The sequence below is a fragment of the Frankia sp. CgJB1 genome (genome assembly GCF_977947065.1).
In genome coordinates, this window is sequence record NZ_CDWTNB010000111.1 from 1 (window position 1) to 13,449 (window position 13,449).

Annotated in this window: 12 protein-coding genes; 8 read left to right on the top strand and 4 right to left on the bottom strand. The window is 71.9% G+C overall.

Going from position 1 to position 13,449, the window contains the following annotated elements; translation table 11 throughout:
- The first annotated feature begins 136 nt into the window (after positions 1 to 136).
- Positions 137 to 1,306, top strand: coding sequence for a glycosyltransferase family 4 protein (locus AC08OT_RS13440; RefSeq protein WP_476592918.1), 1,170 nt, complete (start codon positions 137 to 139; stop codon positions 1,304 to 1,306).
- On the opposite strand, the gene AC08OT_RS13445 is transcribed toward AC08OT_RS13440, so the two are convergent.
- On the bottom strand, positions 1,266 to 3,065 hold the full coding sequence (locus tag AC08OT_RS13445; protein WP_476592919.1) for an AMP-dependent synthetase/ligase: 1,800 nt from the start codon (positions 3,063 to 3,065) through the stop codon (positions 1,266 to 1,268). The two genes, AC08OT_RS13440 and AC08OT_RS13445, sit on opposite strands and share 41 nt — an antisense overlap.
- Positions 3,066 to 3,367: 302 nt before the next feature.
- On the opposite strand from AC08OT_RS13445, the gene AC08OT_RS13450 reads away from it, so the two are divergent.
- From AC08OT_RS13450 to AC08OT_RS13470, 5 genes are all read left to right on the top strand, one after another.
- Entirely contained in the window at positions 3,368 to 4,135 is a 768-nt protein-coding gene (locus tag AC08OT_RS13450; protein WP_476592920.1) for a metallophosphoesterase family protein, read from the top strand.
- Between the two features lie 152 nt (positions 4,136 to 4,287).
- Positions 4,288 to 4,722 carry an SRPBCC family protein gene (locus AC08OT_RS13455; protein WP_476592921.1) on the top strand — a complete coding sequence of 145 codons (435 nt, stop codon included), beginning with the start codon at positions 4,288 to 4,290 and terminating at the stop codon, positions 4,720 to 4,722.
- A 6-nt stretch (positions 4,723 to 4,728) separates the two neighbouring features.
- Positions 4,729 to 5,943, top strand: coding sequence for an ArsA family ATPase (locus AC08OT_RS13460; RefSeq protein ID WP_476592922.1), 1,215 nt, complete (start codon positions 4,729 to 4,731; stop codon positions 5,941 to 5,943).
- Positions 5,940 to 6,506, top strand: a complete 567-nt coding sequence (locus AC08OT_RS13465; protein ID WP_476592923.1) for a hypothetical protein — start codon at positions 5,940 to 5,942, stop codon at positions 6,504 to 6,506. The genes AC08OT_RS13460 and AC08OT_RS13465 overlap by 4 nt, the downstream gene beginning before the upstream one ends.
- A 47-nt stretch (positions 6,507 to 6,553) precedes the next feature.
- The gene (locus AC08OT_RS13470; RefSeq protein WP_476592924.1) at positions 6,554 to 7,561 is read left to right on the top strand and encodes an ROK family glucokinase; all 1,008 of its coding nucleotides are present in this window, start codon (positions 6,554 to 6,556) and stop codon (positions 7,559 to 7,561) included.
- A gap of 68 nt (positions 7,562 to 7,629) precedes the next feature.
- Here AC08OT_RS13470 and AC08OT_RS13475 read toward each other — a convergent pair whose 3' ends face one another.
- The 3 genes from AC08OT_RS13475 to AC08OT_RS13485 are packed head-to-tail and all read right to left on the bottom strand — an operon-like array spanning position 7,630 to position 10,578.
- Positions 7,630 to 8,907: an ornithine cyclodeaminase family domain gene (locus AC08OT_RS13475; RefSeq protein WP_476592925.1), complete on the bottom strand. Its 1,278-nt coding sequence runs from the start codon at positions 8,905 to 8,907 to the stop codon at positions 7,630 to 7,632.
- A gap of 50 nt (positions 8,908 to 8,957) precedes the next feature.
- Complete coding sequence (locus AC08OT_RS13480; protein WP_476592926.1) at positions 8,958 to 9,725, bottom strand: hypothetical protein; 768 nt, start codon at positions 9,723 to 9,725, stop codon at positions 8,958 to 8,960.
- A gap of 55 nt (positions 9,726 to 9,780) precedes the next feature.
- Positions 9,781 to 10,578, bottom strand: coding sequence for an alpha/beta hydrolase (locus tag AC08OT_RS13485; RefSeq protein ID WP_476592927.1), 798 nt, complete (start codon positions 10,576 to 10,578; stop codon positions 9,781 to 9,783).
- A gap of 607 nt (positions 10,579 to 11,185) precedes the next feature.
- Between AC08OT_RS13485 and AC08OT_RS13490 the strand changes: the two genes are divergently transcribed.
- Positions 11,186 to 12,073: a lysophospholipid acyltransferase family protein gene (locus AC08OT_RS13490; RefSeq protein WP_476592928.1), complete on the top strand. Its 888-nt coding sequence runs from the start codon at positions 11,186 to 11,188 to the stop codon at positions 12,071 to 12,073.
- 32 nt (positions 12,074 to 12,105) lie between these two features.
- On the top strand, positions 12,106 to 13,449 hold a 1,344-nt coding region (locus AC08OT_RS13495), incomplete at its 3' end, for a hypothetical protein (protein ID WP_476602868.1).

A 13,449-nucleotide genomic window follows, 5' to 3' on the forward strand; every position in this document is an offset into this window, starting at 1 on the left:
CTGCTGGACCAGGCGCCGCGGCTGGACCAGGCGCCGCGGCGTCGCCGCGCCGGCTAGCCCGCCCGGCCGGGGGGCCGGCGCGGGCGCCGGTGGGGCCGTGGGAAAACGCGGTGGGACCGTGGGAGAATATGGGCGGATGCGCGTGCTGGCCGTCACGAACGATTTCCCGCCTCGTCCCGGCGGGATCCAGGCCTACGTGCACAACTTCGCCTCGCGGCTGCCCGGGGGCGAGATCGTCGTCTACGCCCCGGCCTGGAAGAACGCCGCGGCCTTCGACGCCGAACAGAACTTCCCGGTCGTGCGGCACACCACGTCGCTGATGCTGCCGACACCGGACGTCCTGCGCCGAGCCAGAGAGATCGCCCGGGCGGAGGGATGCGACACGGTGTGGTTCGGCGCCGCGGCACCGCTCGGGCTGCTCGGAGCCCGGCTGCGCCGCGACACGGCCGTGCGCAGGATGGTCGCGAGCACCCATGGTCACGAGGTCGGCTGGGCGGCGCTGCCGGGGGCGCGTCAGGTGTTGCGCAGCATCGGCACCGCGGCCGACGTCATCACCTATCTGACCAACTACACCCGGGCCCGGGTCCGGCCCGCCTTCGGCGGCCATCCCACCTTTGCCCGGCTGCCCAGCGGAGTCGACCCCTCGCTGTTCCGTCCCGGTCACGGGCGCGAGGAGATGCGCCGACGCCATGGGCTGACGGGCCGCCGGGTGGTGGTGTGCGTGAGCCGGCTGGTCGCCCGCAAGGGCCAGGACATGCTGATCCGGGCGCTGCCCATGGTACGGCGCCGCGTGCCGGACGCCGCGCTGCTGATCGTCGGCGGCGGTCCCCGGCGGGGTGATCTCGAACGGCTCGCCCGGGAGAACGACGTCGCCGAGCATGTGATCATGACCGGTTCGGCGCCGTGGGAGGAACTGCCGGCGCACTACGCGGCGGGCGACGTGTTCGCGATGCCCTGCCGCTCCCGCCTCGCCGGCCTGGAAGTCGAGGGGCTCGGCATCGTCTTCCTCGAGGCGTCGGCGACCGGCCTGCCGGTGGTGGCCGGCCGCAGTGGGGGTTCCCCCGACGCCGTCCTGCACCAGCGCACCGGCATCGTGATCGACGGTACCGATCTGGCGCAGGTCGCGACGACCGTCGGTGATCTGCTTGCCGACCCCGACCGGGCGGCGTCGATGGGTGCCGCGGGGCGGGCGTGGGTCGAGCTGCGCTGGCGGTGGGACGTCCTCGTGCAGGACCTGCGCACGCTGCTTGCCGGCCCGGACGGGGTTAGCGCGGGGTGGCGTAGATGTCCTCCACCGCCTGGCTGAACCGGTCGAGCACCAGCGAGCGGCGCACCTTCAGGCTCGGGGTGAGCTCGCCGGTCTCCACCGTGAAGTCCTGCGGCAAGATCGCGAACTTCTTGATGCTCTCGGCGTGCGATACCGTCGCGTTCGCGGCGTCGATCGCATGCTGGATCTCGGTGCGCAGGCCGGCGTCGTCGACCAGGTCGGCAACCGTCGCGCCGGCCGGCTTGCCCGCCGAGGACCGCCACCGGTCGAACGCCTCGGGATCGAGCGTGACGAGGGCGGCGATGAAGGGCCGCCGGTCCCCGATCAGCATCGCCTGGCTGACCAGGGGATGGGACTGGACGATGTGCTCCAGCGGCGCCGGCGCGATGTTCTTCCCACCGGCGGTGACCAGCAGCTCCTTCTTGCGGCCGGTGATCCGCAGGAAGCCGTCGGCGTCGAGGTCGCCGAGGTCGCCGGTGTGCAGGAAGCCCTCGGCGTCGAGCGCCTCCTTCGTCGCGAGCTCGTTGTTGCGGTAGCCGCGGAACAGCAGGGGACCGCGGATGAGGACCTCCCCGTCATCGGCGATGGCGATCGTCACGCCGGGAAAGGGCTGGCCGACGGTGCCCATCCGGACGTTGCCCGGCCGGTTCGCCGCGGCCGGCGCGCTGGTCTCGGTCAGACCGTAGCCCTCGAGCACCGTGAACCCGATCCCGCGGAAGAAGTGGCCGAGGCGTTCACCCAGCGGTGCCCCGCCGCTGACCGCGTAGCGGGCCCGCCCGCCGAGCGCCGCCTGGAGCTTGCTGTAGACCAGCGCGGCGAACAACCGGTGCCGCAGCCGCAGGAGCAGGCCGGGGCCGCCGCCGTCGAGAGCCCGGCTGTAGGCGACCGCGGTGTTCTCGGCGGCATCGGAGATCCAGCCCCTGCCCTCGGCGTGCGCCTTGTGGCGCGCCCCGGCGTGCACCTTCTCGAACACCCGGGGCACGGAGAGCAGGAAGGTCGGACGCACCTTGGCGAGATCGGGCAGCAGGGTCCGCGAGTCCGGGGTGTAGGCGAGGGTGAACGCCCCCTGGACCACGCCCACCTGGAGCATGCGGGCGAACACGTGCGCCAGCGGGAGGAACAGCAGTGTGGACGCACCGGGCGCGAACAGCTCGGGCAGCGTGGCGATGGCCGCCTCGGCGGTGAACAGCAGGGCGCGATGGGTGATCTCGCAGCCCTTCGGTTGGCCGGTGGTCCCCGAGGTGTAGATGATCGTCGCGAGGCTGTCGGCGTTGACGGACGCCCGGGCCGCCGTCAGCTGCTCCGGCGCGATGCCGGCGCCGTCCACGGCGAGACCGGCCAGCGCCCCGTGCTCGACGACGAGGACCTCCCGCAGCGCGGGGACGCCGTCGCGTACCTGCGCGACCTGCTCGGCGAGCTCGTCGTTTTCGACCACGAGAACCTCGACGCCGGCGTCCCGCAGGATCCACTCGATCTGGCCCAGGCTGGAGGTCTCGTAGATCGGCACGCAGACGGCGCCGGCCAGCCACGTCGCATAGTCGACAATCGTCCACTCGAACCGGGTCCGGCTCGCCAGACCGACGCGGTCCCCGGGCCGCACCCCGCGGGCGATGAAGCCCCGGGCGGTGGCCACGACGTGGTCGCGGAACTCGCGGACGGTCATGCCGACGAACTTGCCGTCGATCTTGTGCTGGATAAGCGTACTGTCCGGATGTGCCGCCGCGTTGCGGAACACGGCGTCCGTCAGGGTCGCATCCTCGGCGATGGTGATCAGGGGCGGGGAGGTGTACTCGCGCACTGCTACTCCTACCAGTCCTACCAGATGGCTTGTGCACGCCGGGGGGACGACGCCACGGAACAACGGAAGCACGGAAGACCAGGCCAGGGCATCAGACGTTAGCCTCCGGGCGGGCGGTTTGCGACCTTGCGGGGTGTAATACGGTTCCCTTCGACAGCGTCCGACCGATGATCGTTGCCGGTGAGCGCGACCGCCGGGGACATGTCCCGGGTATGCCCCGGATCCGCGCGGCATCCCTCATCGGCCGGATGGGCCGTTCGAGTAGGGGCGACGGGCCCTTGTCGGCGCCTAAGCTTCCAGCCATGCGGGTCCACGTGGTCAGCGACGTGCACGGGCGGGCGGATGCGCTGGCGGCGGCGGGCGAGGAGGCCGACGCATTCGTGTGTCTGGGTGATCTCATTCTCTTCATCGACTACCACGACCACGGCCGGGGCATCATGGGCGACCTGTTCGGCGCCGAGGCCGTGGGTCGCATGATCGAGCTGCGTAACGCCCAGCGGTTCGACGAGGCCCGGGCATGGTCCCGGACGCTGTGGGCGAGCCTGGGCGGGGACCGCACGCAGATCGTGGAGGCGGCCATCCGCCGTCAGTACGAGGTGCTGTTCGCGGCGTTCCCGACCCCGACCTACCTGACCTTCGGCAACGTCGATCTGCCGCACCTGTATCCTGAGTACCTGCGCGACGGCGTCACCCTGCTGGACGGGCAGACCACCACGATCAGCGGGTTGCGGTTCGGCTTCGTCGGCGGGGGGCTGCAGACCCCGATGCGCACCCCCTACGAGATTGACGACGACGCCTTCGCCGCCAAGGTCGCCGCGGTGGGCGAGGTCGACGTCCTGTGCTGCCACATCCCCCCGCACATCCCCGAGCTGGTCTACGACATCGAGGCACGCCGCTTCGAGCGCGGCAGTGTGGCGATCCTCGAGGCCATTCACGCGACCCGGCCGCGCTACGTGCTCTTCGGGCATGTGCACCAGCCGTTGACGGCCAGCCTGGAGATCGACGGCACACGCTGCGTGAACGTCGGACATTTCCAGGCTCGGGGGACGCCCTTCGTTCTCGAGTGGTAGCCGGCCGCTTGGCCGGGCGCGCTCGGTGTTCCGGTAGCCTCAGGCGATCGGTCGGGGATTGTTCCCGGGCCCCGGAGAGATCCGGGTTGCCGGTGGGCCGGCGACGCCGTGCTCTTCAGCCGCGCTCGAAGAATGTGGAGGTGCTGTCTGCCATGGCGGACCACGCCCGATCGACGATCGTCATCAACGCTCGGCCCGCCGCGGTGATGGGGGCGATCGTCGACATCTCCGCGTATCCGACCTGGATCGGCCAGATCGAGGAGGCCGAGATCCTCGACATGGGCCCGGACGGCCGTCCCCGGCGCGCCCGGTTCCGGATCAACGCCGTCGTCATCAAGGACGAGTTTGTCAACGAGTACACCTGGAAGGGCGACGATCAGGTCGTCTGGAGCATGGTCGAGGGCCAGGCGATGTCGTCGCAGGACGGCAGCTACACCCTGCGCGACCTGGGTGACGGTAGCACCGAGGTGACCTACGACCTCACCGCTGAGACAAAGATCAAGATTCCTGGTCTGCTCCGGCGGAAGGTGCAGAGCGGCATCGTGGATGCCGCTCTCAAGGACCTCAAGAAGTACGTCGAGAGCTGAGCGCACGTGCGGTGTGTGCTCTTCACGGGGAAGGGCGGCGGCGGTACCACCACGGTGGCGGCGGCGACCGCGATCCTCGCCGCTCAACGGGGTCATCGGACCCTCGTGCTGTCGGTCGACCCGGCCGCGGGGCTCGCCGGCGCGCTCGACCACCCGATCGGCGCCGAGCCGACCGAGCTTGAACCGGGGTTGCACGGCCAGCAGGTCGACCTGCGCCGCGCGGTCGAGACCCGGTGGCCGGCCGTACGCGAGGTGCTGGCGGGCACCTGGCCGGCCATCAAGGTCGATCCGTTCGACCTGGAGGAGTTGGCCTTCCTGCCCGGGGCCGTCGAGACCCTGACGCTACTCGAACTGCGTGACGGCCTCACCAGTGAGAACTACGACCTGGTGGTGGTCGACGGAGGTTCGGCGGCGGCGCTGGTGCGGCTGCTGGCCTTTCCCGAGACGCTGTCGTGGTACTGCCGCCGGCTGCTGCCGCCCGACGGTGCCTTCGCGCGCTGGCTGCGACCCGGTTTCGGCTGGGCGGCGGCGCTCGGCGGCCGGTGGAGCACGCTGGCGGCCCCCGCCTACGACACCGTCAACCGCCTGCACCGGGCGGCGGTCGACCTGCGCGCGATCCTCACCGACCACGCCACCACCAGCGTCCGGCTGGTGCTGACCCCCGAGAGCTCGGCGCTCGCCGCGGCCCGCGGCAGCTTTACGGCGCTGTCGCTGCATGGGTTCACCCTGGACGGCGTCGTCGTCAACCGGATCTTCCCGTCGGCGAACGCGGACGCCTGGCGGGCGGGGTGGGCCGCCGTTCACCGCGAGCAGCTCGCCGACATCACCGCGGCCTTCATGCCCACCCCCGTCCTCCCGGTCGGCTACCGGGCGGGCGAACCGATCGGCCTGGAGGAGTTGGCCGCCTTCGGCGCGGCGACCTACGGTGAGCTCGATCCGGGGAGTGTTCTCGGGGAGCCGCTCATCGGCTCGAGCGGCCAGCCGCGGGTGGAGCGCACCGAGGACGGGTTCGCGCTGTCCTTCGGGCTGCCGTTCGTCGACGGTTCCCAGATCGATCTGGCCCGGCTGGGTGATGACCTGGTGGTGACCGTGGGGTCGTATCGGCGGGCCGTTCCGCTGCCTGCGGCGCTGCGTCGCTGCGATGTGAGCACCGCCCGGCTGCGTGACGACCGGCTGGTCGTCTCGTTCGTCCCGGACCCGCAGCAGTGGGTGCGGGTATGACCACGCAGCGGTCCACCTCGGGCCGGCCCGGCGGCGCCGGGCCCGACTTCACCACGCCTCCCACCGGCACGCCTCCCACCGGCCCGTCCGCGTCGCCCGGCCGCGGGTCGCTCGCGGTCGAAGCCGCCCTGCTCGCTGACGCCCTGCGGGACTGGGCCGCCTCGCACCTGCCCCCCGGCTATCCCGGTCCCCCCGCATCGTCGGCGGCGGGACCCGCTGCCGACGATGCGGCGTCGATACCCGATCCCCACGTGGATCCGGCGCCGGGACCCGCGGATCACACCTGGCCCTGCGCCGTGTGCCCGCTGTGCCGGCTCCTGGCGAGCCTCGCCGGCGACCGCCCCGAGGTGGTTGGCCATCTCCTCGCGGCTGCCGGATCCCTGACCGCGGCGTTCCGCGCCGCCCTCGGTGCCCGTGGGGAGGACGCTCCGGGGCCCGCCACGCCGCGACGGCGCGAGACGGCGCCCCCCGCATCTGGGGATCATCCATGGCCGGGGGACACCACCGGCACCCAACCCGCCACCGCGCTTAGACCCCGCGTGCAGAGGATCGATATCACGTGAGCATCGCTACTCCCGATAGTTCGAAGAATCTGGATATTCCGGGCAGCTTGACGGTTCCGCGCACCGAGCGTGCCGGCGCGGCCCCCGGCCCGTTGCCGGTGGAGAACCGGATAGAGGGCCTGACGATCGGCGTCGACGTTGGCGGGACGAAGGTCGCCGCCGGCGTCGTGGACGGCGCGGGGACGATCATCACCTCCCTGCGTCGGCCTACCCCGGGCCATTCGGCCGCCGAGGTCGCGGACACCATCGCCAGCGTCGTCGCGGAGCTCAGTGCCGACCACGCCGTGCGTGCGGTCGGCATCGGCGCGGCCGGGTGGGTCGACTCGGACCGGTCCCGCGTCCTGTTTGCACCGAACCTCGCCTGGCGCGACGAACCCCTGCGCGACGAGGTCGGGGCGCGCATCGGCCTGCCCGTCGTCGTGGAGAACGACGCCAACGCGATGGCCTGGGCGGAGTACCGTTTCGGGGCCGGCTGTGGCCGGCGTGACCTCGTCTGCCTGACGGTGGGAACCGGCATCGGCAGCGGCATCGTCCTGGGCGGTGAGCTCTACCGAGGCGCGTCCGGTATCGGCGCCGAGATGGGCCACATGCGGGTGGTACCCGACGGGTACCCGTGCGGATGTGGTAACAGAGGGTGCTGGGAACAGTATGCGAGCGGGCGAGCGCTGGTCCGGCTGGCGAAGAACATCGCCACCGTGGATCCGAGTGCGGCCATGCCCATGCTGGAGCATTGTGGCGGTGGCGTCGACGCGCTGACCGGCCCGGACGTCACCGAGGCGGCACGCAAAGGGGACCCGGCGGCGATCAGGTGCTTTACCGAGATCGGCCACTGGCTAGGCGAGGGTATGGCGACGCTGGTCGCCGCGCTCGACCCGAACCGCTTCGTCATCGGCGGCGGCGTCTCCGACGCCGGCGAGCTGCTGCTCGGCCCGGCCCGGCAGAGCCTCCTGGCCGCCATGCCCGGGCGGGATTACCGTTCCGAGCCGGACATCGTCATCGCCGAGCTCGGATCCCAAGCGGGCCTCGTGGGCGCGGCCGACCTCGCCCGGTTCTGACCCGAAATCCCCACGACTATCCCAGGAGGGTCGCCGAAGGCGATTCGACGGAGACCCCGTACGGCGCCCTATGACAGGGGTCCCCGCGTCGCGGCGAAGCCGCTACGTGGGGAGGCCCGGTAGTCGGGTACCAGTTCGGCGGCGAGCTCCTCGAGGAACAGCCCGGTGTCGGCGACGACGCCGACCGCGTGCGCGCTGGTGCGTTCGGTGAGAGCGTGCACCGTCGAGGGGTTGACGTCCACGCAGGCCACCGGGACCGAGGCCGGCAGGATGTTGCCGGTGGCCACGGAGTACTGGGCGCTGGCGATCATGAGGGCGAACGCCACCCCCCGCAGCGCGGCGCGCATCGCCCGCTGGCCTGCCAGGACGTCGGTGTGGACGTCGGGCAGCGGGCCTTCGTCGCGGACCGATCCGACGAGCACGAAGGTCTTGTTGGCCTTGACCATCGCGTGCATGATCCCCTGGGTGAGCACGCCGGACTCCACGGCGGCCCGGATGGATCCCTCCCGGCGGATCGTGTTGACCGCGCGGATGTGCTGCTCGCTGCCGCGCTGCACCCGGCCGCTGCGCAGCGGCCCGAGCCCCAGCGGCGATCCGTAGAGGGCAGCCTCCACGTCGAGTGTCGCCAGTGCGTTGCCGGCGAACAGCACGTCGACATAGCCGGCCCCGACGAGGGCGATCAACGCTGGCCCGGCCCCGGTGCTCACCACAGTCTGACCCGCCACCCAGAGCACCTGCGACCCCTCGGCCTTGACCTCGCGGATCTGGCGGGCGATCGCCCGGGCCAGGACCGCCTGCGGCTGGGTGGAGCTCGGCAGCGGGGCGGCCAGGGACTCGTACTCCTCGTAGACCCGGCTGGAGTGGGCGGTGACCGGTAGGACGACCTTCACCCCGTCCACGCCGCACACGATCATGTCTCCCGCGCGCACGTCGGTGACCGGTACCGTTTGCACCCGGCCGTGCGAGACGACCAGGCCGCAGTCCATCTCGGGATGCTCCACCGGCACCCACTGGCCGTCGAGGTGGACGACGGTCTCCAGATTGGTGGTGGAGTAGAAGTCCGGGGGGAAGACGCCGTCGCGGTCGGCCGGCTCGCACCGGGCCGTGCCAGACTCGATCTTGTTCACGCCGTGGACCTGGATCCGCATCAGAATGCGCATGAGCTGACTCGGTGAATCGGCCCCCACCGTGATGACCGCGTGGGACTCGTCATCGTGGCTGTGCCCCAGCTCGATACGATCAACCCGATAGTCACCGCCATAGTCCAGCACGTCGTCGAGAACCCGAGCCAGCACGCCCGTGTCCATGAGATGCCCGTGGACCTCGACCTTTTCGTGGTACTGCACGCCCCACGCCCTTCCTTTTCGGTGCCGGTACGACGGCTGCCACGCCGCGCTCAGACCACCGCGCCGTCGTCGGGGCCGTCGAAATCCGTGGGCGGACGGTCTCCCATCCGCGCGACCAGCGTGCCGACCCCGCCGAGGATCAGCAGAACCCCGGCGACGTTCTGGGTCCCGGACTGGTTGAAGTCGATCAGGTTCGGAACGACGAGGAACATCACACCGAGGGCGATCGAACCGAGTGCCCAGCGCGTCACGGGCCTGATCCGTGGCAGCGGTGGCGGGGGTGGCGGCTCGTAGTGCTCGTCGTCCGGGTCCAGATCCGGGTCGTCCAGACCCTCCGGGACCTGGCCGGAACCCGACAGATCGCCGAGGTCGACGACGAAGTCCTCGGTGCCGTCGCGTCCCCGTCGGCCGCTGTCACCGCCCGCGGACGGGAACGGCAGCTGGTCGGGCCGGGGGTCGGTCCGGTCCTCCGATACGGGCGGACCACCCGGCTCGAACGGCGGGCGTAGGATGATCACAGTGGGGCGGCGGGTGTCGTCCAGATTCTCCGCCGCCGGCCACCGATGGGATTCGGGCTCGTCGTCGAAGCGCGCGATGAGTTCGAAGAACGCGGCGTCGTCGGCTTTCTGGGAGCGCGGGGAGGGCCGCGGTGCGTCGCCCCCCGCGGTTGTCGCGGATCCGTCGCCGCCGCCGTCGAGGCCGCTGTCGTTGAGGCCGCTGCCACCGTCGCCGTCGGCTGGCTCCTCGCGGTTCGCGGAGGTGCCACCGCCGTCGGCGGGGGCGCTGCCCGGCCCGCCGAGGGGAGCCCCCTCGGGCACGGCGCCGTCCGCCGGCGAGGGCCGGTGCTCGCCGGGTCCTGAACCCGGTGACCGCTCAGCCATTGCCGCAGGGCACGTCGGGCACGAGCGCGCGTGGCGCGTGCCGCCGGACGAATTCCAGACTTCCGTCGAAGATCGTTTCTCGGTCGTTGTCGAGCGTCGCGACGTGGTAACTGTTCTCCAGCAGCCGTTCCTCGGCCGGGGCACGCAGCCCGGCCAGCAGAATCGCGCCGGAGCTGGCTTCCACCACGTGGTCGACGATGCTGCGGTAGGTGAGGACCGGACAGACGATCCGACCGAGCTCCGGCCGGGTCACCGCCCACAGCTGGCGCAGCGACGCGAACGGGCGCAGGGGTACCCGGTCGTAACCGACCTCGGGCACGCCCTCGGCCTTCACGTCGCCGGCCACGCCAGGCACGGCGGGGATCACCCGGCTCAGCAACGGGGCGAATGCCGCGTGCCACCGTTCGGTGGTGAGGCTGGGATTGACCGTGACGAGGCCGGCGAGATCCCCGCCGTGCTGCTCGGCCAGCCGCAGGGCCAGGGTTCCGCCCATCGACAGCCCCATGACGAAGACCTGCTCGCAGGTGGTCCGCAACCGCAGGAACGCGGTCTCTACCGTGGCGTACCAGTCCGGCCAGGTGGTGGGCACCATGTCCTGCCAGCGGGTGCCATGGCCGGGCAGCAGCGGGCACGAGACGGTCAGCCCGACTGCGGAGAGGTACTCGCCCCAGGGCCGCATGCTGCCCGGGGAGCCGGTGAACCCATGGACCAGCAGCACGCCGACCGGCCCACCCTCGAACTCGAACGGTTCCGCGCCCGGGAGGACGGCCGCACCGGTGACACCCGCCATCGTGATCCGCCCTTCGTGCCTCGCGCGCCCGCCCGCATGCCGCGATGCGGGTCCGGCGACGCGCGGAGGGAAAACGCCGGTAAACGCATGCTCGCACGGTCCGCGGGCTGAGGCCACGGTCGTGCGTGTCTCACTCGCTGCGCAACATCGCTGCGCAGGAGCCGCCGGACGGAAAGTCCCCGCCTGATGATATCGGTGATGGGTGGGTACGCGCGCGGGACATTCGGGATCGAGGCGCGGTCTGCGGGAGGCTGGGGGCCCGCCGTCAGGTTTCCTGGCCGGCACCGGAGAATGACACGCCGAGCGGGGTAGACCCTGTTCGGTGGACGTCGTGATGACCTCTCCTTAGGCTCAAGCAAGCCCATCATCCTTGCGACCGGCCCTGGGCGACCCGGCCCTGGTGCGGTGGGGTCGCAAGGATCGTCGGGGTCTCCGTGGCGGACCCCGGCGAGGCCGCGGGTCGTGGACCGGCGGCGTGCGCCCCGGTGCCCGACCGACCGGACGGTTCGTGGGAGGTTCGGGCCAGGTGTGATCGGCGTCGGCGGATGAAGACGGGCGACTGGCCACGGGCGCCCCCGGCGGGCCGTCGTCGTGCGGCGGTGACCAGGTGGGAGCTGTCTTGTTCTACTGGGTGGTCAAGGTGTTCCTGACACCTGTCCTGCGACTGTTCTGGCGTCCCTGGGTCGAGGGGGCAGAGAACATCCCCCCGGAGGGGCCCGCGATCCTCGCCGGCAACCATCTCTCCTTCCTGGACCACCTCTTCCTGTCGCTGGTCGTCCCCCGCCGTGTCACCTACCTGGCGAAGAGCGACTACTTCACCGAGGCGGGCGTCAAGGGGTGGTTCAAGCGGGTGTTCTTCAGTGGCGTCGGCCAGATCCCGATCGATCGCAGCGGCGGCAAGGCGAGCGAGGGCGCGTTGCGCTCGGGGGTCCGGGTGCTCCGCCAGGGCCGCCTGCTCGGGATCTATCCGGAAGGCACCCGATCCCCGGACGGCCGGCTCTACCGCGGCAAGGTCGGTGTCGCGCGCCTGGCGCTGGAAGCCGGGGTCCCGGTCATCCCCGTGGCGATGATCGGGACCTTCGAGGTCCAGCCGCCGGGCCAGCTGGTTCCGAAGATCCGTCGGGTCGGCATCCGCATCGGCCGCCCGCTCGACTTCAGCCGCTACGCGGCCATGGCAGATGATCGCTTCGTCCTGCGCTCGGTCACCGACGAGATCATATACGAGCTGATGGCCTTGTCCGGCCAGGAGTATGTGGACATGTACGCGAAGCGGGCCAAGGAGGAGCTCGCGGCCGCCCGGGCACAGGCGGCTGCCGCTGCCGGCGCGCCCGCGGGGTCTACCACCCCGGCGCAGGTCTCCCCGGCGTCCACCAGCACGGCGCAGGGTTCCCCTGGGGCGGCGACGCCGGCTCGGTCTCCGGATCAGCTCGGGCTGCCGGTCACGGCGCCGGCGAATCCACGCGCCGCCAAAGACCGGATCGACCGGGCGGTCTGACCCGTTTGCGGTGGACACGGCAGGATGGTCCGGTGTGTGGTGACAGCGTTCCTGGCTGGACGACGATCGGGCGGCGTCGCGGCTTCGAGCATCCCCGGCGATTCCCGGGACGGCGTCCGCTTCTGGTCGCGCTCGGCCTGATCGTTGGCTGCCTCGCGGGAACGGGTCCGGTGCCCGGGGCCTCGGCGGCCGGTTCCCCCACCGCACCTGCTGGACCGCCCGTGGGCGCCGCCCCGGCCGATACGATCGGTCGCTCGGGAACGTACCTCACGGACAGTGATCGTCGGGTGGTCGTCCTGCACGGGATCACGGTGCCGGCCGGGGTGACGCCCACCGCCGGGGACATCGACACCTGGGTCGGCTTCGGATTTACCGGGGTGCGCCTAGCGGTCCCGATGGCAAGCGGCGGCCGCTTCCCGGCGACATCCGGTGGGCCGGTCCTCGACGGTGCCGGCGCGGCGACCACGCCCGCCGACCCCGGACTCGACCAGGCCGCCGCCCTCACCCGCATGTTCACCGACCGCGGGTTGCGGGTCACGCTGCGGATCGTGCCCGCCTCGGCGGGCTACGTACCCTCCGTCGCCGGCCTCGCCGCGGGGCTCGAACGGTTGGCGACGCGGTTCCGCGACGTGCCGGGCCTGCTCGGCTACGAGGTGCCCGAGGGTGGTGGCGGCGGTGAGAGTCTCGTAGCGGCGGTGGCCGCGCATGACGGCACTCACCTGCTGTGGCGGAACCGGCCCGCCCCGTTCGACGCCGCATCGACGGTGGCGGTCAATGATCCGACCGGATACCTGGTCGGCTGGAAGGACGGGTCGGCGGCCAGCGTCCGCGGTCTCGTCGCCTCCGCCGACGCGTTCGGCCTGAGCTGGTTCTACGACGCCCCGAGCCCGACCGGGGGCACGGTGGGCACCGCCGCGCCCGTCGGGAGCAGCGGCGCCGAACGCCGGGCGCCCGCCCCGCCCGCAGACATCGTCCGCCCCTACCCCGTGGCCATCGCCGGGGTACCGGAGGTGTTGCGCTTCGACGCGTCGCGGGTGCTGATGGTGGCCTACCGGACCACGCCGTCGGCCGGGCCGCCCCTCGCTGCCGGCACGGCGACCGCGATCAGCGTGCCGGCCTGGTCCTATCCGACGGGCTACCAGGTGCAGGTCACCGGGGCACGGGTGACGTCCGCGCCCGGGGCTGGTCTGCTCTGCCTCGTCAATGATCCCGGCGCCGCCCGGGTCGAGGTCCGGGTCTCCCCGGCGACCGGTCCCGCGGTGACTCCGCCGTCCGTCGCGGGTGCGGCCGGCTGCCGCGCGACGCCGGCGATCGTCCCGGCAGGAGGGCGGTCGCCGGGGCCGGGCGGTCCGCGGGCGGCGGCGTCCGGGGATGAC

What these genes read in the sequence shown, in the direction of transcription:
- AC08OT_RS13455 (WP_476592921.1), top strand. Translation starts at nt 4,288, where the DNA reads ATGGCGGACCACGCCCGATCGACGATCGTCATCAACGCTCGGCCCGCC.
- AC08OT_RS13450 (WP_476592920.1), top strand. Translation starts at nt 3,368, where the DNA reads ATGCGGGTCCACGTGGTCAGCGACGTGCACGGGCGGGCGGATGCGCTG.
- AC08OT_RS13485 (WP_476592927.1), bottom strand. Translation starts at nt 10,578, where the DNA reads ATGGCGGGTGTCACCGGTGCGGCCGTCCTCCCGGGCGCGGAACCGTTC.
- AC08OT_RS13465 (WP_476592923.1), top strand. Translation starts at nt 5,940, where the DNA reads ATGACCACGCAGCGGTCCACCTCGGGCCGGCCCGGCGGCGCCGGGCCC.
- AC08OT_RS13440 (WP_476592918.1), top strand. Translation starts at nt 137, where the DNA reads ATGCGCGTGCTGGCCGTCACGAACGATTTCCCGCCTCGTCCCGGCGGG.